General features: G+C 65.4%; 21 protein-coding genes. 7 read left to right on the top strand and 14 right to left on the bottom strand.

Annotated elements, in window-relative coordinates; translation table 11 throughout:
- Window positions 1-2,817: a monovalent cation/H+ antiporter subunit A gene (locus JI744_RS01515; RefSeq protein ID WP_202657589.1), complete on the bottom strand. Its 2,817-nt coding sequence runs from the start codon at window positions 2,815-2,817 to the stop codon at window positions 1-3.
- A gap of 168 nt (window positions 2,818-2,985) precedes the next feature.
- On the opposite strand from JI744_RS01515, the gene JI744_RS01510 reads away from it, so the two are divergent.
- Window positions 2,986-3,594, top strand: a complete 609-nt coding sequence (locus tag JI744_RS01510; RefSeq protein WP_202657587.1) for a nucleoside triphosphate hydrolase — start codon at window positions 2,986-2,988, stop codon at window positions 3,592-3,594.
- A gap of 131 nt (window positions 3,595-3,725) precedes the next feature.
- Here JI744_RS01510 and JI744_RS01505 read toward each other — a convergent pair whose 3' ends face one another.
- The 3 genes from JI744_RS01505 to JI744_RS01495 form a co-directional block, all read right to left on the bottom strand.
- Window positions 3,726-5,108: a caspase family protein gene (locus tag JI744_RS01505; protein WP_202657585.1), complete on the bottom strand. Its 1,383-nt coding sequence runs from the start codon at window positions 5,106-5,108 to the stop codon at window positions 3,726-3,728.
- A gap of 82 nt (window positions 5,109-5,190) precedes the next feature.
- Complete coding sequence (locus JI744_RS01500) at window positions 5,191-5,601, bottom strand: low affinity iron permease family protein (protein ID WP_202657583.1); 411 nt, start codon at window positions 5,599-5,601, stop codon at window positions 5,191-5,193.
- 46 nt (window positions 5,602-5,647) lie between these two features.
- Window positions 5,648-6,382, bottom strand: a complete 735-nt coding sequence (locus JI744_RS01495) for an alpha/beta fold hydrolase (protein ID WP_202657581.1) — start codon at window positions 6,380-6,382, stop codon at window positions 5,648-5,650.
- Window positions 6,383-6,740: 358 nt separating this feature from the next.
- On the opposite strand from JI744_RS01495, the gene JI744_RS01490 reads away from it, so the two are divergent.
- From JI744_RS01490 to JI744_RS01480, 3 genes are read left to right on the top strand one after another with little or no spacing between them, the layout of a single operon-like run.
- Window positions 6,741-7,202 (top strand): NUDIX domain-containing protein, encoded by a 462-nt coding sequence (locus tag JI744_RS01490; RefSeq protein WP_202657580.1) that lies wholly within the window; start codon window positions 6,741-6,743, stop codon window positions 7,200-7,202.
- Window positions 7,199-7,705: a GreA/GreB family elongation factor gene (locus tag JI744_RS01485; protein ID WP_202657579.1), complete on the top strand. Its 507-nt coding sequence runs from the start codon at window positions 7,199-7,201 to the stop codon at window positions 7,703-7,705. Before JI744_RS01490 ends, JI744_RS01485 begins: the two co-directional genes overlap by 4 nt.
- 12 nt (window positions 7,706-7,717) lie before the next feature.
- Entirely contained in the window at window positions 7,718-8,209 is a 492-nt protein-coding gene (locus JI744_RS01480) for a GNAT family N-acetyltransferase (RefSeq protein WP_202657578.1), read from the top strand.
- 6 nt (window positions 8,210-8,215) lie between these two features.
- Here the strand turns inward: JI744_RS01480 and JI744_RS01475 are convergent, their stop codons facing one another.
- The 3 genes from JI744_RS01475 to JI744_RS01465 all read right to left on the bottom strand — a co-directional run bounded on the left by JI744_RS01475 (window position 8,216) and on the right by JI744_RS01465 (window position 11,576).
- Window positions 8,216-8,704: a DUF6173 family protein gene (locus JI744_RS01475; RefSeq protein ID WP_202657577.1), complete on the bottom strand. Its 489-nt coding sequence runs from the start codon at window positions 8,702-8,704 to the stop codon at window positions 8,216-8,218.
- Between the two features lies 1 nt (window position 8,705).
- Window positions 8,706-9,740, bottom strand: a complete 1,035-nt coding sequence (locus JI744_RS01470; RefSeq protein WP_202657576.1) for an MBL fold metallo-hydrolase — start codon at window positions 9,738-9,740, stop codon at window positions 8,706-8,708.
- A gap of 135 nt (window positions 9,741-9,875) precedes the next feature.
- Complete coding sequence (locus JI744_RS01465) at window positions 9,876-11,576, bottom strand: acyl-CoA dehydrogenase (protein WP_202657575.1); 1,701 nt, start codon at window positions 11,574-11,576, stop codon at window positions 9,876-9,878.
- A 122-nt stretch (window positions 11,577-11,698) separates the two neighbouring features.
- On the opposite strand from JI744_RS01465, the gene JI744_RS01460 reads away from it, so the two are divergent.
- Entirely contained in the window at window positions 11,699-12,646 is a 948-nt protein-coding gene (locus JI744_RS01460) for an L-threonylcarbamoyladenylate synthase (RefSeq protein ID WP_202657574.1), read from the top strand.
- Window positions 12,647-12,678: 32 nt separating this feature from the next.
- Here JI744_RS01460 and JI744_RS01455 read toward each other — a convergent pair whose 3' ends face one another.
- Entirely contained in the window at window positions 12,679-13,758 is a 1,080-nt protein-coding gene (locus tag JI744_RS01455) for a saccharopine dehydrogenase C-terminal domain-containing protein (protein WP_202657572.1), read from the bottom strand.
- Window positions 13,759-13,893: 135 nt separating this feature from the next.
- Window positions 13,894-15,048: an acetylornithine deacetylase gene (gene argE / locus JI744_RS01450; protein WP_202657571.1), complete on the bottom strand. Its 1,155-nt coding sequence runs from the start codon at window positions 15,046-15,048 to the stop codon at window positions 13,894-13,896.
- A gap of 170 nt (window positions 15,049-15,218) precedes the next feature.
- On the opposite strand from argE, the gene JI744_RS01445 reads away from it, so the two are divergent.
- Window positions 15,219-15,911, top strand: a complete 693-nt coding sequence (locus JI744_RS01445) for a hypothetical protein (protein ID WP_202657570.1) — start codon at window positions 15,219-15,221, stop codon at window positions 15,909-15,911.
- Between the two features lie 27 nt (window positions 15,912-15,938).
- Here JI744_RS01445 and JI744_RS01440 read toward each other — a convergent pair whose 3' ends face one another.
- Together JI744_RS01440 and hemF are read right to left on the bottom strand one after the other, a co-directional pair.
- On the bottom strand, window positions 15,939-16,289 hold the full coding sequence (locus tag JI744_RS01440) for a hypothetical protein (protein ID WP_202657568.1): 351 nt from the start codon (window positions 16,287-16,289) through the stop codon (window positions 15,939-15,941).
- Between the two features lie 13 nt (window positions 16,290-16,302).
- A complete protein-coding gene (gene hemF / locus JI744_RS01435) occupies window positions 16,303-17,163 on the bottom strand; it encodes an oxygen-dependent coproporphyrinogen oxidase (RefSeq protein WP_202657566.1) in 861 nt (286 codons plus the stop codon).
- A 116-nt stretch (window positions 17,164-17,279) separates the two neighbouring features.
- Between hemF and JI744_RS01430 the strand changes: the two genes are divergently transcribed.
- Complete coding sequence (locus JI744_RS01430) at window positions 17,280-17,675, top strand: hypothetical protein (protein WP_202657564.1); 396 nt, start codon at window positions 17,280-17,282, stop codon at window positions 17,673-17,675.
- 292 nt (window positions 17,676-17,967) lie between these two features.
- Here JI744_RS01430 and JI744_RS01425 read toward each other — a convergent pair whose 3' ends face one another.
- From JI744_RS01425 to clpS, 3 genes are read right to left on the bottom strand one after another with little or no spacing between them, the layout of a single operon-like run.
- Window positions 17,968-18,765, bottom strand: coding sequence for an SDR family NAD(P)-dependent oxidoreductase (locus tag JI744_RS01425; protein ID WP_202657562.1), 798 nt, complete (start codon window positions 18,763-18,765; stop codon window positions 17,968-17,970).
- A 7-nt stretch (window positions 18,766-18,772) separates the two neighbouring features.
- Window positions 18,773-19,753 carry a class I SAM-dependent methyltransferase gene (locus JI744_RS01420; RefSeq protein WP_202657560.1) on the bottom strand — a complete coding sequence of 327 codons (981 nt, stop codon included), beginning with the start codon at window positions 19,751-19,753 and terminating at the stop codon, window positions 18,773-18,775.
- 18 nt (window positions 19,754-19,771) lie between these two features.
- Complete coding sequence (gene clpS / locus JI744_RS01415; RefSeq protein ID WP_202657558.1) at window positions 19,772-20,095, bottom strand: ATP-dependent Clp protease adapter ClpS; 324 nt, start codon at window positions 20,093-20,095, stop codon at window positions 19,772-19,774.
- Between the last annotated feature and the right edge of the window lie 77 nt (window positions 20,096-20,172).

Genomic DNA, 20,172 nt, shown 5'->3' with positions numbered 1-20,172 from the left:
TCAGTTCTCCGCCTCTTCCGACAGCACGTCATGGGCGCGGGGGGCCACCCGTTCGCCCCCGCGCTGCGCCAGCCGCGACAGCGAGGCCAAGGCCAGCATCACCGCCCCCAGCACGCACAGGAACACCCCAAGATCAAAGGCGGCAGCGGTGGCCCATTCAAACTCTTCCAGCGGCGGCAGGTGGATATAGCCATAGGCCGAAGTCAGGAATGGCCTGCCCGCCAGCCACGCGCCGATGCCGGTGGCCGAGGCGACCAGCACCCCCGCGCCGATCAGCGCATGATGGTTGACGCGCTGGTGCGCCTCGGTCCAGCCATGGCCAGAGGCGAGGTATTGCAACAAAAAGCCGATGGCCACCACCAGCCCCGCGACAAAGCCGCCCCCCGGCAGATTGTGGCCGCGCAGATAGATATAGACCCCGACCATCAGCGCGATGGGCAGCAGGAACCGCGTCACGACGACCAGCATCATCGGATGACGGTCGCCCGCGCGGGCCGGGTCCGGCCTGCGGGCCAGCAGGCGGTTATTGGCGGGTCCGGGAGCCAGCAGCACCTCGGCCAGCGCAAAGATCACCAAGGCGGCGATGCCCAGCACGATGATTTCGCCATAGGTGTCATAGCCGCGAAAATCGACGATGATGGTGTTGACCGCATTGGTGCCACCCGCGCCGGGCTTGGAATTCGCCAGATGAAAGGCGGAAATTGTTGGAAACGCGAAGTCGCGGACCAGAAGGCCATAGGTAAGTGCGGCGGCCCCAAGGCCCACTGTCCCCGCGATCAGACCATCTCGCAGCCGGCGCGTGGCGCGGCTTTCGGCGGGGGTCAGGGCGGGCAGGAACGACAGCGAGAGGAGCATGAGGAGAACCGTCACCACCTCTACCGTGATCTGGGTCAGGGCAAGGTCGGGTGCCGCCGCCCAGGCGAAAAAGGCCGAGATCATCAGCCCGGCAATCCCGATCAGCAACAGCGACAAAAGCCGCTGGCGATGGAAGGCGACGGTGCCAAGGGTGGCCGCCACCAGCAGGACAAAGCCAGCCAGCGGCGCGGGTTCCAGCGGTGTCAGCGCACGGGTTCCGGGGGTGTGACTGCCGGTCAGGAAGGCCCAGAGGCCGACGTCAAGGATGGTCAGACTGGCGATGGCAAGGGGTGGGGCAAGGCGGCCATGGTCAACCAACCGGTTCACGCTGCGCGACAGGGCGACAAGTGCGGCAATTTTCAGATCGTAGATCGTTTTCGCCTCGGGCATTGCAGGCAGCAAGGAAAGACGCGGCCAGCCCCCCCATAGCGTCAGGCCCAGCCCGATGGCCCCCAGCGACATCCATAGCGCGGCAGGCCCCAGCCCATGCCACAGCGCCAGATGCAAGTGTTGCGGCACATCTGTAACTGCCGCGGCAGCGGCGGCGGCCAAGGGGGCCAGCAGCATGGGGAAAAGGCCGGTGGCGATGACCACAGCCACCAGCAGCGCAGGCGCGGCCCACAGGCCGGGGCCGGGATCATGCGGGGTATGGGGGTAATCGGCGCGCTCTGGCCCAAGGAAGGTGCCCGCCAGAAACCGCAGGCAATACGCGACCGACAGCGCCGCGCCGAACAGGGCCGCCAAGGCGACCGGTGTGCCCGCATGGGCCGCCTGCTCCAGCATCAGCTCCTTGGACAGGAACCCGTTCAAGGGTGGAATGCCCGCCATTGACAGCGTGGCCACCAGCGCCAGCGCAAAGGTGACGGGCATCAGGCGGCGCAGGCCCCCCAACTGGCGAATGTCGCGGGTATGGGCGGCGTGATCCACTATGCCCGCCAGCATGAACAGGGCGGCCTTGAAACTGGCATGGACAAGGATATGCACCATCGCGGCACTGGCGGCCTCCTCGGTGCCAAGGCCCAGAAGAAAGGTGATCAGGCCCAGATGGCTGACGGTGGAATAGGCCAGAATCGCCTTCAGATCGGTGCGAAACAGCGCCACGCCCGCGCCCAGCAGCATCGTCACCAGCCCCGCACCGGCGACCAGCACGCTCCATTCCGGGGTGCCCGCCAGCACCGGCCAAAGCCGCGCCATCAGGAACAGCCCGGCCTTCACCATGGTCGCCGAATGCAGATAGGCCGAAACCGGGGTGGGGGCTGCCATCGCCTGCGGTAGCCAGAAATGGAACGGGAACTGCGCCGATTTGGTAAAAGCGCCCAGCAGGATCAGCGCCAGAATGGGCCGGTACAGCGGGCTTTGGCGCACCAGATCGCCCTTGGCCAGAATGTCCGAAAGCTCATAACTTCCCGTCACTTGGCCCAACAGGATCAACCCGGCCAGCATCGCCAACCCGCCCGCGCCGGTAACGGCCAGCGCCATCCGCGCGCCCTGACGGCCGCCGGGCAGGTGCCGCCAATAGCCGATCAGTAGGAAAGATGACAGCGAGGTCATCTCCCAGAACACGGCCATCATCAGGATGTTGCCTGACAGAACGATGCCCAGCATCGCGCCCTGAAATAGCATGAGGAACGCAAAGAACCGCCCTACCGGATCGGCGGGCGACAGGTAAAAGCGGGCGTAAAGCTGGATCAGCAGGCCGATCCCAAGGATCAGCCCGGCAAACAGCAACCCCAGCCCGTCCAGCCGCAGGCTGAGAGCAAGGCCCGCCTGTGGCAACCAGTCCATCCGCCATGTCACGACCTGCCCGGCCATCACGGCGGGCGCGTGTTGCAGCACGCCGAACAGCGCCAAAGCGGTAAATACCGCCGATGCCACCGCATAGGCCGACCGCCCGGCGCGGATGGTCAACCCCGGCATAAGGGCGCCAAGAAACGGCAGGGCTGCGATCAGGAAAAGGGGCATGAAGGCAGGCGGTCCTCGTCGTGGCGCTCGTCGTGGCGGGGTTGGTTTTCTCGCGGCGGGTTCCTCACAGATGGGGGGCAAGGGGCGGGGAATCAAGAAAATTCGACCGGCAACGGTCGGATTGACCCCGCCGGGCGGATCGGCAAGGGTGACCAAAAGGGGGATGCCATGACACCACAGGACTTGGCGGCGACAATCCGGGCGCGGGCAGAAGAGGCGGGGCAAAAGCGGTTTCTGGTGGCCTTGGCCGGGCCGCCCGGCGCGGGGAAATCAACGCTGGCGGCGGCCTTGGTGCAGGCCTTGGGTGCAGGCGCGCGGGCGGTGCCGATGGACGGGTTTCACTATGATGACGGCATCTTGATTGCGCGCGGCCAGCGAGACCGCAAAGGCGCACCGGAAACCTTTGACGTGCATGGCTTTCTGCATCTGCTGACCCGGCTGCGGCATGAGGATGAGGTGGCGATTCCACTGTTTGACCGCGATCTTGAAATCTCTCGCGCCGGGGCAGATGTGGTCACAGCGGCGGACAAGATTCTGGTGGTCGAGGGCAACTGGCTGCTGCTGGATGAAGAACCGTGGCAGCAGGCGCGCTATGACCTGACGGTCTGGATCGACGTGCCAGAGGCGGAACTGGACCGCAGGCTGGTGGCGCGCTGGGCCCATCATGGCAAGACGGCCGAGGCGGCGCGGGCCTGGATTGACGGCAACGACCTGCCCAACATCCGCCGCGCGGTGGCAGGGTCACGCACGGCCGATGCGGTGATTTCGCAGGACTGACGGATCGGGGGGCTTGCCGCAGCAAGCCTTCCTTTCCCCTTCGTTGTAAAGGTCAAGGCGGTGCTTGCGGCAGCTCTGTGGTGCCTCTGCTCAAGGAGCGGTAGGGTGGGAACCTCTGCCTGCGCAGGGGGCTAGCTACAGACCACAGCCACCACAAGGAACTTGCAGCGCGGGCCTTTCTTTTCGGGCGCAGGGGCGGGGGCGGCTTGGGCAGGCGCTTGCTTCTTGGTCGTGTTACCGTTCGATTTCGTGGTGTCGGGGGCTGATTTCTTGGCAGAGGTGCCGGACTTTTTGGTGGCGGGTTTGGCCGCCACGGGCTGCGGCTTGCAGGTTTTCTCTGCCGCTTTGGTCAGGGCCACGAACACCTCTGCCGTCGGCTCGGTTTCCTTGCTGTCAGATTTCACCGCATCGAAATAGCGCCCCAACGCCCGGCGAGAGCCGTTGCCCCAGTCGCCATCGACCTTGCCGGAATAGCAGCCGACGCGCTTCAACTCTTGCTGCACCCCTTCGGGCAGGTTTTCGGGCAGGGCCACGCCGCCAGGCGCCACATCTGATCCCGCGATCCGGGGGGCATCGGGGGATACAGGGGCAACGGTCGCAAGGCTGCGGGTTTCCGAGGACAGCGCGGCAAGGCGAACCGGATCGGCCTCTGCCAAAGCGGTGTCGTCCAGCAGAACGGTATCGGCATCGACAGTGTCAAAGCTGGGGGCGTCAAAGCTGGGGGCGGTGGCTTCGGTCGCCGGCTGACCTGCGGGGGCAAAACGGAACTGGCTGCGCAGCGAAGACTGCTCCCACGGGATCTGCTTGCCGCCGGTCTGGTCGCTGACATCGTTGCGCACAAGGATCATCAGGTCCGACAGGCTTTGCCCCGGTTCGGCAACATGGCGCAAGAGCGCGCCGGTAAAGGGGCTGTTGGCACCATCGGCCCCCTTGTCCCAGGCGACCTGACCGGGGGCGGTGGCAAAGGCCACGAAACTGCCGGAACCGGCATCATATTGCGCAAGACCCGCATCCTGCGGCGCATCGGGCAAGGGATTGGTGCGGCAGGCATCCAGAAAGATCAGCAATTGCCCGTCCTTGGGCCGGATCGCGGTGGCAATCTCGTTCAGGGCAAGGGTTTCATCGGCCAGCTTGGCCGGATCGTCCAGCCGGGCCGAGACCGGCACCAGACGGTTCAGGCCGCCTTGCTGAAAGGCATGGCCGGAATAATAGAATAGCGCCGTATCTGCACCTGCGGCCTTGGCGGCAAAGGCGCCCAGCACGGCCTTGAACACATCGGGGTTGGCATCGGTCAGCACCGTCACGTCAAAACCCAGATCACGCAGAGCGCGGGCCATGTCTTGCGCATCGCGGACCGGAGTGGCCAGCGGTGGGGCGTTCTCATACGCCTCATTGCCGATCACCAGCGCCACGCGGCCTTCCCCGGCATGGACGGGTGACACGGCAAAAGCCAGCGCGACCGCAAGGCACCGCAACAGCAGAGAGGAAAGTGCAGCAAGGCGCATCGGCATCATCACCTGTTTTCCAATGACCCCAGTATAGCGCCCAGTATAGCGCAATGTGACCAACCGGGCGAGTCTGGCGATCCTGACCGGATCAGGCGTCAGGAGTATCGGTATCCTCCAGCCCCGAGGCGCGGCGCGTGCGGGCCGAGCGCGCCAGCTCTTCATAGCGGTCGCGGAATTCTTCCAGCGCCTTTTCGTCCAGTTCTTCCAGATCAAGAAGGGCGTTGTGCGCGCCCCTGGTGGCACGGATCAACTCGTCCAGTTTCAACTGGATGGCGGCGGTGTCGCGATTCTGGGTGTTCTGGATCAGGAACACCATCAGAAAGGTGATAATGGTGGTGCCGGTGTTGATCACCAGTTGCCAGGTGTCGGAAAAACCGAACAGCGGGCCGGTCACGATCCAGACCAGAATGGTCGAGACGGCCAGCAGAAAGGTGCCGGGCCGCCCGCAAAGACGAGAGATGGATTTAGCGATATTGGCGTAAAGCCGTTTGCTGGTCATGGCGGCCTCTTTCGGGGCATAGGCCCGGTGATCCTGTGCAGGGGGGCTAGCTGCGTGCAAGGGCAATGCGCAGGGCATCGCGCCCGGTCAGGCCATGGTTGAACTGGCCTTCGCGCAGAAACAGGATGGTCTGGGCAATGACGGTGGGGTTGTTCATCAGGAAGGTGTGGGTGACCGGCAGTACCAAATGGTCGGTCATGCCCGCCAGCCGGGTTTCGCGCACCGCCACCTTGCCGTCGTTCGGCCCCTCGATCATCGCCGACCAGACCGGGTTCAGCGACCTGTCCCCCGCGATGATGCCAAGGGGAAAATCGGCAGGCGGCAGAGCGCGGGGAACCGAAGCGGGGCCGGTGCCCAGTTCGGCCCCCGCCGGACCGTTCAGCCAGTGAAAGGGCGCCAGCGCCTGCAACTGATCGACCAGTTGCGCCCCTTCGTTCGGCGGGGCCAGCATGACGACGCGGCCAAGGTTGTGCGGACGCTGCGTGATCAGCCATTGCCGCAACAGGATGCCGCCCATCGAATGGGTGACGAAATGAATACGCGCACCGGCAGGGCAAGCCGCGACCCGGTCGCTGATGCCCTGCGCCAGATCTTCGATCGGGGCCGACGCCGAGGGATAACCACGGTTCACCACATGATAGCCCTGCGCCCGCAAGGCCGCCGCCATCGGGGCCATAGAGGTGGCATGGCGCGCCAGCCCATGCAGCAGCACCACGCAATCCTGCGCCGCCACCGGACCCGGTGCCAGCAGAGCCATCAAGGCCACCAGTCGGGCCTTCATGCCCGCCCGCCTTGCCACATCGGGGCGCAGGTGTCGGCCCTGCCTGCCACGCGGATCGCTTTGCAAGAAAGCCTCATGCTCGTCTCCGGGGCAATCCGCAGAAATGGCGCTGCGGTGATGGTGGTGGCGGGGCGAACCGTTGCGGGGCCACGCGCCGATCATGACCAGACACAAATCGCCACCTTTTGACGGCGATTCAAGCCACATTGGGGTGAGGGCTGACAAAATGCCGTTGCGTTGCATCCACTTTTGCCCCGCGCCGGTGGTGGCGGGGCAAGGTTGCCTTCTGCCCCGGCCTCTTGGCGGCCTTGTGTCCGACGGGCTGGACAAAGCTGCTAGGCCGCGCCAGCTTGCGGCGATGAAGACGCGATCTCCCCGACCCGGCTCTCCCCGCCTTGCTGCCCGTGCGCTGATTGTCCATCAGGACAGGCTGCTCTTGGTCAATGCCTATCCCGGCGGCGTGTCGGACCTGTGGTGCGCGCCGGGCGGCGGGGTTGAGGCGGGGGCATCCTTGCCCGACAACCTTGTGCGCGAGGTTGCCGAGGAAACCGGGCTGCGCATCAGCGTGGGCGACCCGGCGCTGGTGAATGAATTCCACGACCCCGCCAGCGGGTTTCATCAGGTTGATATCTATTTCCGCTGCACGATCCTGCACGGGGCGATCAGTGCGGACTGGCGCGACCCCGAAGGCGTGGTGACCGAACGGCGGTTCTTTGCCCGGACCGATCTGGCAGGCATCAGGTTCAAACCCGACAGCCTGCCTGCCGCCGCCTGGGGGCAGGGCATTCTTTATGATCCCTTGGAGGTGATCGTGCGATGAGCCGCGCCTTTGTCAAGGAAGGCACCGGAGAGCTGGAGCCGCTGCCAGATCTGCCGATTTCGCCGCATCCGAACTATGTCACGCCGCGCGGGCTGGCCAGCTTGCGCGTCCGGCTGGCAGAGGTGCAGGACGATCTGGCCCGCCTGCGCGCGCGCCCCGAACGGCTGGACAAACTGCCCGAGGCGGCGGCCGAACGTGACATCCGTTACCTGGAGGCCCGGCTGCGCGGGGCGATTCCGGTTGATCCAGCGGTGCATGACCTGCGGTCGGTGGCCTTTGGTCTGGTGGTGACAGTGGCTGATGAGGACGGGCACGAGACCAAGTATGAGATTACGGGCGAGGATGAGGGGGATGCGGCCCTGGGCCGTATCGCGCCACAATCGCCGCTGGCGCGCGCGCTGATGGGGGCCGAGGTCGGGGACGAAGTGACATGGCGGCGCCCGGCAGGGGCCATGGTGCTGGAGGTCGTGAGAATTGCCTTTGCCGATGATGCCCCGCGCTGAGGTTGCCCTGTGATGCAGCCGACGATCCGCCCGCTTGACCCCTTGTCCGATTTGGCGCTGGTCGAGGCGTTCAACCGGCAAGCCGCTGATTATTGGCTGCTGGCTGACCGGGCCCCCCCCGGCCCGCAAAAGGCCGCCGATTTCTTCACGGATGGCCCGCCGGGATGCGACCCAGCCCGGTCACATCGGCTGGGGCTGTTCGCAGAGGGCGCGCTGGTGGGGCTGGCTGAATTGTCCTTTGGCTTTCCGCAGCCGCAAGATGCCTATCTGGGCCTGATGATCCTGCATCCTGATGCGCGGGGCCGGGGCTATGGCCGGCAGTTTCTGGGTCATATCGAAGGGTTGGCCCGTGCGGAGGGTTGCCCGCGGCTGTATCTGGCCGTTCTTCAGGAAAATCCGCGCGGGCGGGCGTTTTGGGAAGGGCAGGGGTTTCAGCCCACCGGCGTCAGCCGTTTGGATGACGAAACCGGGCATGTGGTTTACCGGCTGGTCAAGGTGCTGTAGGCGGTGTCAGGCCGACGCATCCCCTGCCTCACCGCCCTGCCAGCCGGTGGTCAGGCGAAACCCGATGCGGCGGGCGGGTTCTTCGGGTTCGGCCTTGGGCACGGCGCGCAGCATCACTGACAACTGGCTGACGTGCTGGACAAGCTGGGTTTTCATGCCGTCTTGGTCGCGGCCATAAAAGGTCAGCAGGTCGGGCGCGAAAAAGCCGATCCCCTCAATGCTGATAACCCCGGCGTCTGATCCTGCAAAGCCCATCGCCACCTCTTGATCGGCGTCAAGCTGCTGTTCGAAGTTGCGGATATAAAGGATCAATCGGTCATGTGCCCATTCGGCCGGGCTTTTCTGATCCAGTGGGGTTTCCTGGGGCTCTGGCAAGGGCGTGCCCGCAAACAGCGCCAGATCATCGGTCATTGCGCCCTGTGGCGGGTGAAGGTCGGCGGCCTTGGCGACGGCGGCATCAAGCGCCGCATCGGCCTCGGGCGTCAGTTTCGCCATGTCATTCTTCCCCCGCCTGCCAAAGCCATGCCCCATCTGCCCGCAGGCTGCGGGAAACCAGTCCCCGCCGCAAGAGCCAGTTTAGGTGCGCCACCGCCTCGGCCAGCGCGAGGCCAAAATCGCCCTCGCCAATCTCGCGCTTGAACAGGGCGGGGAAGGTTTCGGCGGCGGTCATCGGGGTGGCAAGGCGGCCGGTCAGCCGGGCCAGCGCCTGTTCGTGGTTCTCGGCCATCTGGCGCAGACGGAAGGGCAGGCCGGTAAAGGGCAGCTTGTGGCCGGGCAGCACAAGGTGATGGTCGCGGGCATGGGGCACGAAGGCCCGGCAAGAAGCAAGCCAGTCCTCCAGCGGATCCGCCTGCGGCTCGGTCGGGTAAACCCCGATATTGGGCGAGATGCCGGGCAGGAACTGATCGCCGCCGATGATCAGGGTGTCGTCTTCGCTCCACAGCGTCGCATGGTCGGGGGCATGGCCGTGGCCAAGGCGGATGTGCCAGTCGCGGCCCCCGGCGCGAATCACGTCGCCCTCAGCAATGCGGGTAAAGCCGGTGGGCAGGGGGTGAACGACATCGGCAAAATTGAAGGGGCGGTCGGCTTCGCGTTTCGCCAGCAGGGCGGGCGGTGTTCCGGCGCGGATCAGGAATTCGCGGGCCTGCGGGGTCAGGCTGGGCTGCACATCCAGCGTCAGCATCCGGGCATAAAGCCAGGCGGTGCGGGTGGCCAGCAGTTCCGCGCCCCGGTCTTGCAACCAGCCAGCAAGGCCAACATGGTCAGGGTGGTGATGGGTCAGGATCACACGGGTAACGGGTTTTCCTGCCAGCGGGCCATCCAGCAGCGCCTGCATCATCGTGCGCGAGGTGCGGCTGTTTATGCCGGTATCAACAAGGGTCCAACCGGGGCCATCGTCCAGCGCATAAAGGTTCACATGGTCCAGCGCCATCGGCAGCGGCAGGCGCAGCCACAGGATGCCGGAGGCAACCTGCACCGCTGCGCCGGGGGCGGGGGCATCGGGGAAGGGGAAGGTGAGGGCGTTGGACATGGGGGGCGACATGGGGGATGTCATTTCCCAAATAGAGTGGCGTGCCAAGGGGGCCGTGAAACCACGCAGCCCACCCAAGGTCGCGCCCGTTCGCCCCGTGCCGTAGGGTGCGTGATTTCACGCACCATTCCGCCTTTACCCCACCAGCGCCTCTGGCGTCAGGGCATAGATCCCCTCGGCCCCTTCGCGCATCTGCGCCAGCATCGCGGTATGTTCGGGCAACAGGCGGCGGATCATGAAGCGGGCCAGGGGCAGGCGGGACGGATCGGCCAGCGCGGCGGTCAGGTGGTAATGCGCGCCAAGGACGCGGGCAAAGGCGCGCAGGTAGGGCACGGCCCCGGCGTTGCGGTCATTCGGGGCCATTGTCAGCAGCGCCTCGGTCCCCTCGCGCAAGCCTTCGGCGGCGTTCCAGACATCGGTCGAAAGGTCGGGCAGGTGCGCGCGCGCAGCCCGCGCCGCCGCCTCTATCTCGCCCAGCAGGCGAAAGGCGGCCTCGCCTCCGTCCATCATCTTGCGGCCCACAAGGTCCATCGCCTGAATGCCGTTGGTGCCTTCGTAGATCGCCGTCACCCGCACATCGCGGCCAAACTGCGCTGCGCCGGTTTCCTCGATAAAGCCCATGCCGCCATGGACCTGCACGCCCATATAGGCCACCTCATTGCCGACATCGGTGCCATAAGCCTTGGCGATGGGCGTTAGCAGGGCCGCCCGTGCCGCCCATGCCGCATCGCCTGTGGCGCGCGCCATATCCAGCGCCACGGCGCAGGCGAGGCCAATGGCACGGGCTGAAAATACCTCGGCCTTCATCTGGCCCAGCATCCGGCGCACATCGGCATGGTCGATGATCGCGCCATCGCCCAAGGGGGTCTTGCCCTGCTTGCGCTCGCTCGCATAGGTCAGCGCCTGCTGAAATGCCGCTTCGGCCACGGCAACGCCCTGCATGCCCACGCCAAGGCGGGCGTTGTTCATCATGGTGAACATCGCGGCCATCCCGCCGTGTTCCTTGCCGATCAGCCAGCCGGTGGCACCCTCATAGCTCATCACCGCCGTGGGGCTGCCGTGCAGGCCCAGCTTGTGTTCCAGACTGACGACCTTCAGGCTGTTGCGCGGCCCAAGGCTGCCATCGTCATTGGGCAGGAACTTGGGCACCATGAACAGGCTGATGCCGCGCGTTCCCGGCGCGCCATCGGGCAGGCGGGCAAGGACGAGGTGGCAGACGTTGCCGGAAAAATCGTTGTCACCCCAGGTGATGAAGATCTTCTGCCCGGTGACGGCATAGGTGCCATCGCCGTTCCGCTCGGCCTTGGTGCGCAGGGCGCCCACATCGCTGCCAGCACCACCTTCGGTCAGGTTCATGGTGCCGCACCATTCGCCCGAAATCAGCTTGGGGATATAGAGCGCCTTGATCGCATCCGATGCGTGATGCTCCAACGCCTCGATCTGGCCTTGCGTCATCAATGGGTTCAGTTGCAGCGCAAGACAGGCCGACCCCATCATGTCGTTCACACAGGTGGCCAGCGTCAACGGCAGGCCCATGCCGCCATTTTCCGGTGCCGCCGCAATGCCGACCCAGCCGCCTGCGGTAATGGCGCGATACCCGTCGGCATAGCCGGGCGAGGTGCGCACGACGCCGTTTTCCAGCCGCGCAGGTTCCTTGTCCCCTGCCCGGTTCAGGGGGGCGAGGGTGTTTTCGCACAGACGCCCCGCCTCGGACAAAATCGCCTCGACGGTTTCGGGCTGCGCCTCGGCGAAAAGGTCGGTGGCCGCGACCTGACCAAAGCCGACCACCCTGCCCAGCAAAAAGCGAAAATCGGACAGCGGGGCGCGGTAGGGCATGGCAGTCTCCGTTCGGGCGACTTGGCAAGGGGGCCTGCGTCGGGTAATGGGGCCGGATAAGGGCGTTGCGCCAACACTACCCGCCGCGCCCCATCCTTCAACAGTGAACGCTACGTCACGTCATGCCCGAAACCCTGCGACTTTTGGCTGATCCTAACGGGATCAAGACTGCCGCCGCCCTGCTGCGGGCGGGCGGGCTGGTCGCGTTTCCGACCGAAACGGTCTACGGCCTTGGCGGCGATGCGACCAGTGACCTTGCCGTTGCCCGGATATTCGAGGCCAAGGGGCGACCGCGCTTCAACCCGCTGATCGCCCATGTGCCCGACCTTGCAGCGGCAGAGCGGCTGGCACTGTTTGATGACCGCGCCCGCGCGGTGGCGGCGGCCTTCTGGCCCGGCCCGCTGACGCTGGTGCTGCCCCTGCGCGCCGATGCGGGCCTGTCGCCGCTGGTCACGGCGGAACTGCCGACCGTGGCAATCCGCGTGCCCGCCCATCCGGTGGCGCAGGCGCTGCTGCGCGCCTTTGGTGGGCCTTTGGCAGCACCTTCGGCCAACCCTTCGGGCAAGATCAGCCCGACCCGGGCCGACCATGTGCTGGCAGGGCTGGATGGCCGGATCGAAGCGGTGGTCGATGGCGGGGCCTGTGCGGTGGGGGTGGAATCGACGATTCTGGGCCTTGACGGACCGCCCAGCCTCCTGCGCCCCGGTGGTGTGCCGGTCGAGGCGCTAGAGGCGCTACTTGGCCCCATCGCGGCAGGTGGCGATGCTGCAAAACCCAACGCACCGGGCCAGCTTCTCAGCCACTATGCCCCCGGTGCGGCGGTGCGGCTGAATGCCGATGCCCCGCGCCCCCGAGAGGTGCGTCTTGGCTTTGGCCCTGGTGCTGCCGATCTGAACCTGTCGCCGACGGGCGATCTGGTTCAGGCTGCCGCGACCCTGTTCCACCTGTTGCGGCAGGCTGATGCGCTGGCGGGGCCGGGCGGCACCATCGCCATCGCACCCATTCCCGAGACCGGCCTTGGCCGGGCGATCAACGACCGGCTGCGGCGGGCTGCGGCGCCACGGGGGTAGGAAGGAGTGCGTGCAAAGCACGCACCTGTGGTTCAGGCGTGGCGCGCCTTGTGGCCGGTGGTGTAATAGCCGCCGGTGCGGGTTGCCAGATAGGGTTTCAGGGGAATTTCCTCTTGCTTGAGGAACCCCTTGGCAGGCAGCGCGCCGCCGCGCACCATTTCGATCACCGCGACGACCGAGGCGCTGGTGGTCCAGGCAATCGCGGTGCGGGATTTTCCGCCGATTTCAATCGGGTAGTAGCTGCGCACGAATTCCTTGCGGCGCAACTGGCCATCCACCCGGCCTTCGGCGGCGACATGGACGTAAACCACATCCTCATCCACCGGGGGCTTGGCGTTGGTCAGGATACGGCCCGCCTCGGCGCGGTTTTCGCGCATCAGCAGTTCGTGGAAGAAGAAGTTCATCAGCCGCACATGGCCCGGATAGCGCATGGTCTTGTAGTCAAGGTTTTCAATCTTGCCCAAATAGGTCTCGCACATCGTGCCAAGCCCGCCCGAGGTGGTGAACGCCTCCAGCTGCATGCCGTCGATATAGATCGCCTCGTTCCATTCCATGGCCGAGACGGTTTTCAGAACGCCCTCCTCGATCACCTCGCAATCATTCAGGTATTCGTTCACAACGCCCTCTGGCGACCAGTTGAAGGCATAGCCCAAAAGGCCGGTGGGGTTCTGCGGCAGGGCGCCGACGCGCAGGCGGATCGAGCGGACGGTGTCAAACTGCGCCGCCAGATCGGCGGCGACGATGCCGACAAAACCGGGCGCAAGGCCGCATTGCGGGGCCATCAGGCCTTTGGAGGTTTTGGCCAGTTCCCGGATGTGGCGGGTGGTGGGCACATCTTCGGTCAGGTCAAAGTAATGCAGGCCAAGGGCGTGGGCCACGGTCGAAACGCCGATGTTCAGATGGTAGGGCAGGCAGGACAGCACCGCCTCTTGCCCGGCCAGCGTGTCTTTCAGCGCGGCGGTGTCCGACAGATCGACCGCTTTGGTGGCAAAGGGGGCATTGACTGCGCGCGCGTCAATGCCGGTCACCTGAAACCCGCTGTCAACCAGCAGTTCCGCCGCCAGATGGCCAACCTTGCCCAGACCCAGCACCGCGATTTTCGTGAATGTCATCCTGCTCTCCACCACATGACCTTTTGGTCAGATTAGGCGGCTAACCAAACAAAAGCGCCGGGCAAGCTGGCGGAAATGATGCGTTTGATCGTCAAAACGACAGGGCTATTGTGCAGAAAAACGAAACCTGTGCGGTCAGATGCCGGCTTCCAGATGCCCGATCAATGCAGCCAGCATCACCTCGCAACGCTCCATCTGCTCGACCGCCACAAACTCGTCCGGCTTGTGGCCCTGCGCCATCGACCCCGGCCCGCAGATCACGGTGGGAATGCCAAGGCGCTGATCGAACAGCCCGCCTTCGGTGCCGAAGGCCACCTTGATCGTGCCATTCGCCCCTGTCAGGCCCTTGACGAAATTGACCACCGCCGCCTCTGACGGCGTGCCAAGGCCGGGGTAATCCCACAGCCGTTCGATGCGAATCTCCGCCTCGGGGAAGTCTGCGCGCAGGGGGGCGATGATGTCCTCGGCTCCGATGCGCAGAATGTCGATAAGGCGATCCACATCCTCACCCGCCAGCGACCGGATTTCGAAATCCACAACCGCATGATTGGGCACGATATTGACCTGAACGCCGCCATTCAGCTTGCCGACATGCAGCGTGGAATAGGGCACGTCATAATCCCCGTCGCGCAACCCGTGTTCGACGACAAACCCTTGGGTGTCGCGCACAAGGTTGACGAAATCCGCCGCCAGATGCAGCGCGTTCAGCGCAAGCGGGGCAAGGGCCGAATGCCCCTCTCGCCCCACACAAGTGGCCCGCAGCGCGACCTTGCCCTTGTGGCCGGTGGCCACCTGCATTCCGGTCGGTTCGCCCACAATGCAGAACCGGGGCCGCACCGGGGCACCTTGCAGCATGTCGATCAGGCTGCGCACGCCCATGCAGCCGATCTCTTCGTCATAAGACAGCGCCAGATGCAGCGGTACCTTCAGCGGGCGCTGTGCGGCATCCAGCATTGCGGCGATGGCGCAGGCAACAAAGCCCTTCATGTCGGCGGCACCCCGGCCGTAATAGCGGCCCGCCTCTTCGGTCAGGGCAAAGGGCGGCTTGGTCCAGTGCTGGCCTTCAACCGGGACAACATCGGTATGGCCTGACAGCATCACCCCGCCCATGCCCTGTGGCCCGACCGTGGCGTACAGGTTGGCCTTGCCGCCGCCTGCATCGGGGATCAGCACGGCATCAATTCCGCCTTCGGCCAAAAGGCCCTGCACCCACAGCATCAGGTCGATGTTCGGGCGCGATGATACGGTGTCAAAGGCCAGCAGGCGGGCAAGAATGTCGCGCGGGGTCATGGGTATCTCCTTCCCGCACATGGCTAGCGCGGTGTGGCGACGGGGGAAAGCGGGGCTGCGGCATTTCTTGGTGCGAAATCGCAATCCGCACCTGCTTGCCCCGGCCCGGCGCGCGATGCAAAGCTGGTGCGCATCGCCCATCGGGCATTTGCCAAAGGAGTGTCCGGGCCATGAAGACCACCGTGAATTTGACTGCGCTGCTGTCTGCCTGCCTTGTTGCAGCGGCCATGCCGGTCTGGGCCGAGGAGAAAAAGCCCAACCTTGTGGCCAATGCCCCGGTGGCAGCGCCGGGCGGGGCGGTCACGCTGGCCATGGCGCAAGAGCTGTTTCAGATCGGGTTGGCGCGCAAGGATGCCCTGTCTGTGCTGACAGCGGCACGGCTGGCCGCTTCGGTCGATGCCAAGACCGTCGAGCGCAGCAAGACAACCGAAGGCACTGCACTTGCCGGGCAGGAAGACGGCACCGGCGCGCCAGTGGATGCCAAGGCGATGCTGGCCAAGGCGCGCGAACTGGCGGGCGAGGATGAAACCCTTGCCGGTCTGGTCGAGGATGCCGAGGCCGAGGGAACACGGGGCCGCATGGGCGGGGCGTCTCAAACCCTGTCGGCCCTGTCTGCGGGCCAGACCGATGTGTGGCAGGTGCCATTTTACGGCGAATCCTATGCCGAGGTGGCTGTGATCGGCGATGGCGACGCCAATCTTGATGTGCTGGTCACGGATGAGAACGGCAACACGATCTGCTTTGAAGTAAGCTGGTCGGACAAGATGTCATGCAGCTTTACCCCGGCCTGGAACGGCTATTTTCATGTGGCAGTGCAGAACAACGGGGCAAAGCTGAACAGCTATTACCTGCTGACCAATTGAGCGCCCAAATTCCTTCGAAGGAATTTGCTACGCCTCGTGCCACAGCGCGCCCAGCATTTCGCGCAGCGCGGCAAACGCCTGTTCGCGCCCGTCACACCGGGCGCCTGCCTTGACCGAGACGCTGCTGGCCCAGCCAAAGCGCGGGGCCATGGCGGGGATCAGCGCGATCTCCAGCCCCTTGTCAGTGGCGGTGACGGAAACCAGCGCATCTTCGTCGCCGAAATCTTCGTCGTTCAGCTCAAACCACACCGGGCCACCGGAAAGCGGCTGGCGGAACAGGGCATAGCCTTCGTCATCCCCCTCGACAAAGCCGACAAAGCGGAAACCTTCGTCTTCGGCCACGGTGGCATACGCTGCCTTGATCGTCACGTCCGCCATGATGGTCTTTCCCTCAGGTCCATTTCGCAATCGGGGGCAGGCTCATCAGAACCGCGTTGGCATCATGCCCGGTTTCAAGGCCGAATTTGGTGCCCCGGTCATAGACAAGGTTGTATTCGGCATAAAGACCACGGTGGATCAACTGGGTTTCCCGGTCCGCGTCGGACCAGACGGTGCCAAGGCGGCGTTCGGTGACCGGCAGGAAGGCAGGCAGGAAGGCGCGGCCTACGGATTGGGTAAAGGCGAAATCGGCCTGCCAGTTGCCGGTGTTCAGATCGTCATAAAAGATGCCACCCACGCCGCGCGCCCGGCCGCGGTGGGGGACAAAGAAATACTCATCCGCCCAAGCCTTGAAGCGGGGGTAATAGCCGGGGTCATGGGCATCGCAGGCGGCCCGCATCTGGCCGTGGAAATGGGCGGTATCCTCGGGGTATTCCAGACAGGGGTTCAGGTCGGCCCCGCCGCCGAACCACCAGGCGCCCGGTGTCCAGAGCATGCGGGTGTTCATGTGAACGGCGGGGCAATGGGGGTTTTGCATATGGGCGACAAGGCTGATGCCGCTGGCCCAGAACCGGGCATCGCTGTCCATGCCCGGCACGCCGCGCGCGGCCATGGCCTTTTGCGCCCGCTCTCCCAGGGTGCCATGCACCTCTGACCAGTTGACGCCGACCTTTTCAAAGACCCGGCCGCCGCGCAGCACGCTCATCAACCCGCCGCCGCCATCGGGGCGTGTGGTGGGCGTCACCTCGAACCGGCCGGGGGTGCCTTGGCCCGGCAGATCCTCCAGCGCCTCGAAGGCGCTAACGATCTGGTCGCGCAGGGTGCGGAACCATTGCGCGGCGGCGGCCTTTTCGGTGGTGAACGGTTCTGGCATCGGCCCCTCCGGTTTTTCAGCCCCCTGTTAGCACCGGGGCAGGGCAGGCTCAACGCGGCTGATATGGCATATCGGAGCGGGCGGGGTATACTGCGGCAAAGGTTTAGGAGTGTGTCATGAAGCGTTTTGCCTTGCCCCTGCTGATTCTGCTGGCCGCCTGTGGTACGCCGCAGGAACGCTGTATCAATGGTGCGATCAGGGATCAGCGCACGCTGGATCGCCTGATCGCGGAAAGCGAAGGCAACATCCGGCGCGGCTATGCCTATGAGGAAACCACCGTCTACGTTCCGGTGTGGGAGCCGTGCTGGTACGGCCCACCCGCAGCAGAGGGGCAAAAGCCGCGCCCCCCGCGCATGTGCATGGACGAAAAGGCCCGCACCACCCGCAAGGCCGTGGCGATCGATCTGGCCGCCGAAGGGCGCAAGCTGGCAGGGCTGAAGGCCAAGCGCAACGAACTGGCCCGCGCCTCGGCCAGCGCTGTGGCGCAGTGCCGGGCGCAGTACCCGGAATAGGGTGGGATAGTCTGGGACGGGGCTGCATTCGGTCTGAGTCCTATGGATCACCCCGCTCGGTCTGGCGAAGGCCATCGCCTTCGCCATGCCATACAACAGCAGGTTGCCCCGCCGGACCCATAAGGCCCGGCCTGCGCCCGACCCGCCCCCGGCGGGCGCTTCTCGCCTGCTCGGATCGGGCGCTGGCCTCTGGGTGTTCTGGTGGAACCGTCTCCAGCGGACATGTCGCGCACGGGCGGGGATGCGCGGTGCGTTTCCTGATCCGCCCGGACATGGGCTGGCGGGAGGGGCCTTAATGCGCGGGGGGCATCGCGGCGTCGATCACGCCGCGCCCGCCATCGACCGAAATCACTTGCCCTGTCACAAAGGATGCGGCGTCCGACGCGAGGTATTGCACCGTCTCCACCACCTCTGACGCGGGCGCGATGCGGCCCAGGGGGGTGGCTGCAATGATCGTCTCTCGCCAGGCGGGATCTTCCTTCAGCGCCGTTTGCAGGCTGGCCGACATGACCGAACCCACCGACACCGCATTCACCCGGATGCGGTGCGGCGCCAGCGCCATGGCCAGCGAGCGGGTCATCTGTTCCACCGCCGCGCAGGCGATGGAATAGCCCATCATATTGGCCTGCGTCCGCCGTGCGGCGATGGACGAGAGGTTGATGATGGCCCCCGCCGGCCCATCCTCGGGCGCCTGCGCGATCATCCGCTTTGCCGTCATCTGCGACAGGCGCAGCCCGGTCATCAGATTTTGCTGGATCATCTCGTCCACGCAATCCTCGCCGGGTTTCAGCGGGTTGGCGAACACGACCTTGCGCGAGGCATTGACCAGAATATCCACCCGGTCAAAGGCATCAATCGTGGCCGACAGCAGGTTGGCGATGGTCAGCTTGTCGCGCAGATCGCCCGCGAACAGGCGCACCGCCCCTTCGCTGCGGGCCTCGGCGCCAATCTCGGCCTCCAGCCGCTCCTCGTCCATGTCGGCGAACATCACCCGCGCGCCCCGGTCAAGGAAGTGGCGGGCGATGGCAAGGCCGATGCCATTGGCCGAGCCGGTAACAATGGCGGTCTTGCCGTCGATGGAGAAGGACATGGAAACCTCAGCGGCTGCGGATGGGAAGGGCGGCGCGGGTCAGGCGAAAGGTGGCATCGCCGCCGATGTCTTCGATCTGGCGGAACAGCGTGGTCAGTGTGCGATCATAGGGCAGGTGGCGGTTGGCAACCAGCCACAGCGTGCCCGAGGGCGCAAGGTAGCGATGCGCGGTGCGGATGAAGGCGATGCCAAGATCTGGCTCTGCCTCTCGGCCCGTATGGAAGGGCGGGTTCATCACCACGGCATCCCACATGTGTTTTGGCTTGAAGGCAGTGGCATCAGCCCAGTGAAAGGCCGCGCGCGGATCGGGCACGTTCTGGCGCGCGCAATCCAGCGCCTGTGCTTCGGCCTCGACCAGATCGAGGTGCTGCACACCGGGGCGCGACAGGATCGCGCGCGCCAGATACCCCCAGCCAGCGCCAAGGTCGGCGACATGGGCAGGCAGGCGGTCGGGAAGGACGGCGGCCAGCAGCGCCGACCCGCGGTCCGGCCCGTCGGCGGAAAAGCAGAAGGGCAGGGTGACGAACCCGCCCTCAACCGCGCGGGGGGGGGCGGCCCAACCGGCGGGGGCGGGGGCGGCCGTCAGGCAAATCGCCTTGCCATGGGCTTTTGACAGCGACTCGCCCATGTCAAACCCCGCCTCGCGGCAGGCCTTGATGGCCGGGTCGATGCCGTCGGTCTTTTGGCCGTCCAAGAGAACAGGCGCGCCCGCAGGAACCGAGGCCATCGCCTGATGGATCAGCGCCAGCGCGGCGGCCTTGGCGCGCGGCAGACAGATGACGGCGCTGCCAAAGGGGCCACCGGTGGTGCGATACCCCTTGGCGGTGAAATGGTCATGGTCGGGGCGAAAGCCGGTTTCAACCACAACCCTGTCGCGCGACAGGGCGGACAGATCGTCGCCCGCGCGCGGGCGCAGCACCAGAATATCGCCCGCAGGCGGCGCGAAGGCGCCCTGATCCAGGGCCATCTCTAGTCGGGTGGAGCGCATGGTCAGGCCAGATGCGGCCTATTCCTTTTCCATGGTGCATTGCAGCGGGTGCTGGTGACGGCGGGCAAAATCCATCACCTGCGCCACCTTGGTCTCGGCAATTTCGTAGGAAAACACACCCACGACCGCGAGGCCCTTTTTATGAACCGTCAGCATGATTTCAAACGATTGCGCGTGGCTTAGGCCAAAGAACCGTTCCAGCACATGAACCACGAATTCCATCGGCGTGTAATCATCATTCAGCAGCATGACCTTGTACAGCGGCGGACGCTGGGTCTTTGGCTTGGTCTTGGTCAGCACCGAGGCATCGCTGCCGGGGCCGCCGGGCGTTTTGTCGGACATGACGGGGGTGCGAAAGGGCAAGGCAGCCTCGGACTGAAGGATTCGGCGGGGTGGGGTTCTGCCGACAATATAGCGAT

It is taken from the genome of Fuscibacter oryzae, assembly GCF_016765795.1.
In the GTDB taxonomy this organism is placed as follows: Bacteria; Pseudomonadota; Alphaproteobacteria; order Rhodobacterales; family Rhodobacteraceae; genus Fuscibacter; species Fuscibacter oryzae.
The sequence above is the reverse complement of the archived record's forward strand: the minus strand, read 5'-3'. Positions and strand labels throughout refer to the sequence as shown.

What these genes read in the sequence shown, in the direction of transcription:
- JI744_RS01490 (WP_202657580.1), top strand. Translation starts at nt 6,741, where the DNA reads ATGAAGACGCGATCTCCCCGACCCGGCTCTCCCCGCCTTGCTGCCCGT.
- argE (WP_202657571.1), bottom strand. Translation starts at nt 15,048, where the DNA reads ATGACCCCGCGCGACATTCTTGCCCGCCTGCTGGCCTTTGACACCGTA.
- JI744_RS01475 (WP_202657577.1), bottom strand. Translation starts at nt 8,704, where the DNA reads ATGGCGAAACTGACGCCCGAGGCCGATGCGGCGCTTGATGCCGCCGTC.
- JI744_RS01465 (WP_202657575.1), bottom strand. Translation starts at nt 11,576, where the DNA reads ATGCCCTACCGCGCCCCGCTGTCCGATTTTCGCTTTTTGCTGGGCAGG.
- JI744_RS01485 (WP_202657579.1), top strand. Translation starts at nt 7,199, where the DNA reads ATGAGCCGCGCCTTTGTCAAGGAAGGCACCGGAGAGCTGGAGCCGCTG.
- JI744_RS01425 (WP_202657562.1), bottom strand. Translation starts at nt 18,765, where the DNA reads ATGTCCTTCTCCATCGACGGCAAGACCGCCATTGTTACCGGCTCGGCC.
- JI744_RS01445 (WP_202657570.1), top strand. Translation starts at nt 15,219, where the DNA reads ATGAAGACCACCGTGAATTTGACTGCGCTGCTGTCTGCCTGCCTTGTT.
- JI744_RS01470 (WP_202657576.1), bottom strand. Translation starts at nt 9,740, where the DNA reads ATGTCCAACGCCCTCACCTTCCCCTTCCCCGATGCCCCCGCCCCCGGC.
- hemF (WP_202657566.1), bottom strand. Translation starts at nt 17,163, where the DNA reads ATGCCAGAACCGTTCACCACCGAAAAGGCCGCCGCCGCGCAATGGTTC.
- clpS (WP_202657558.1), bottom strand. Translation starts at nt 20,095, where the DNA reads ATGTCCGACAAAACGCCCGGCGGCCCCGGCAGCGATGCCTCGGTGCTG.
- JI744_RS01420 (WP_202657560.1), bottom strand. Translation starts at nt 19,753, where the DNA reads ATGCGCTCCACCCGACTAGAGATGGCCCTGGATCAGGGCGCCTTCGCG.
- JI744_RS01500 (WP_202657583.1), bottom strand. Translation starts at nt 5,601, where the DNA reads ATGACCAGCAAACGGCTTTACGCCAATATCGCTAAATCCATCTCTCGT.
- JI744_RS01515 (WP_202657589.1), bottom strand. Translation starts at nt 2,817, where the DNA reads ATGCCCCTTTTCCTGATCGCAGCCCTGCCGTTTCTTGGCGCCCTTATG.
- JI744_RS01430 (WP_202657564.1), top strand. Translation starts at nt 17,280, where the DNA reads ATGAAGCGTTTTGCCTTGCCCCTGCTGATTCTGCTGGCCGCCTGTGGT.
- JI744_RS01440 (WP_202657568.1), bottom strand. Translation starts at nt 16,289, where the DNA reads ATGGCGGACGTGACGATCAAGGCAGCGTATGCCACCGTGGCCGAAGAC.
- JI744_RS01505 (WP_202657585.1), bottom strand. Translation starts at nt 5,108, where the DNA reads ATGATGCCGATGCGCCTTGCTGCACTTTCCTCTCTGCTGTTGCGGTGC.
- JI744_RS01510 (WP_202657587.1), top strand. Translation starts at nt 2,986, where the DNA reads ATGACACCACAGGACTTGGCGGCGACAATCCGGGCGCGGGCAGAAGAG.
- JI744_RS01480 (WP_202657578.1), top strand. Translation starts at nt 7,718, where the DNA reads ATGCAGCCGACGATCCGCCCGCTTGACCCCTTGTCCGATTTGGCGCTG.
- JI744_RS01495 (WP_202657581.1), bottom strand. Translation starts at nt 6,382, where the DNA reads ATGAAGGCCCGACTGGTGGCCTTGATGGCTCTGCTGGCACCGGGTCCG.
- JI744_RS01455 (WP_202657572.1), bottom strand. Translation starts at nt 13,758, where the DNA reads ATGACATTCACGAAAATCGCGGTGCTGGGTCTGGGCAAGGTTGGCCAT.
- JI744_RS01460 (WP_202657574.1), top strand. Translation starts at nt 11,699, where the DNA reads ATGCCCGAAACCCTGCGACTTTTGGCTGATCCTAACGGGATCAAGACT.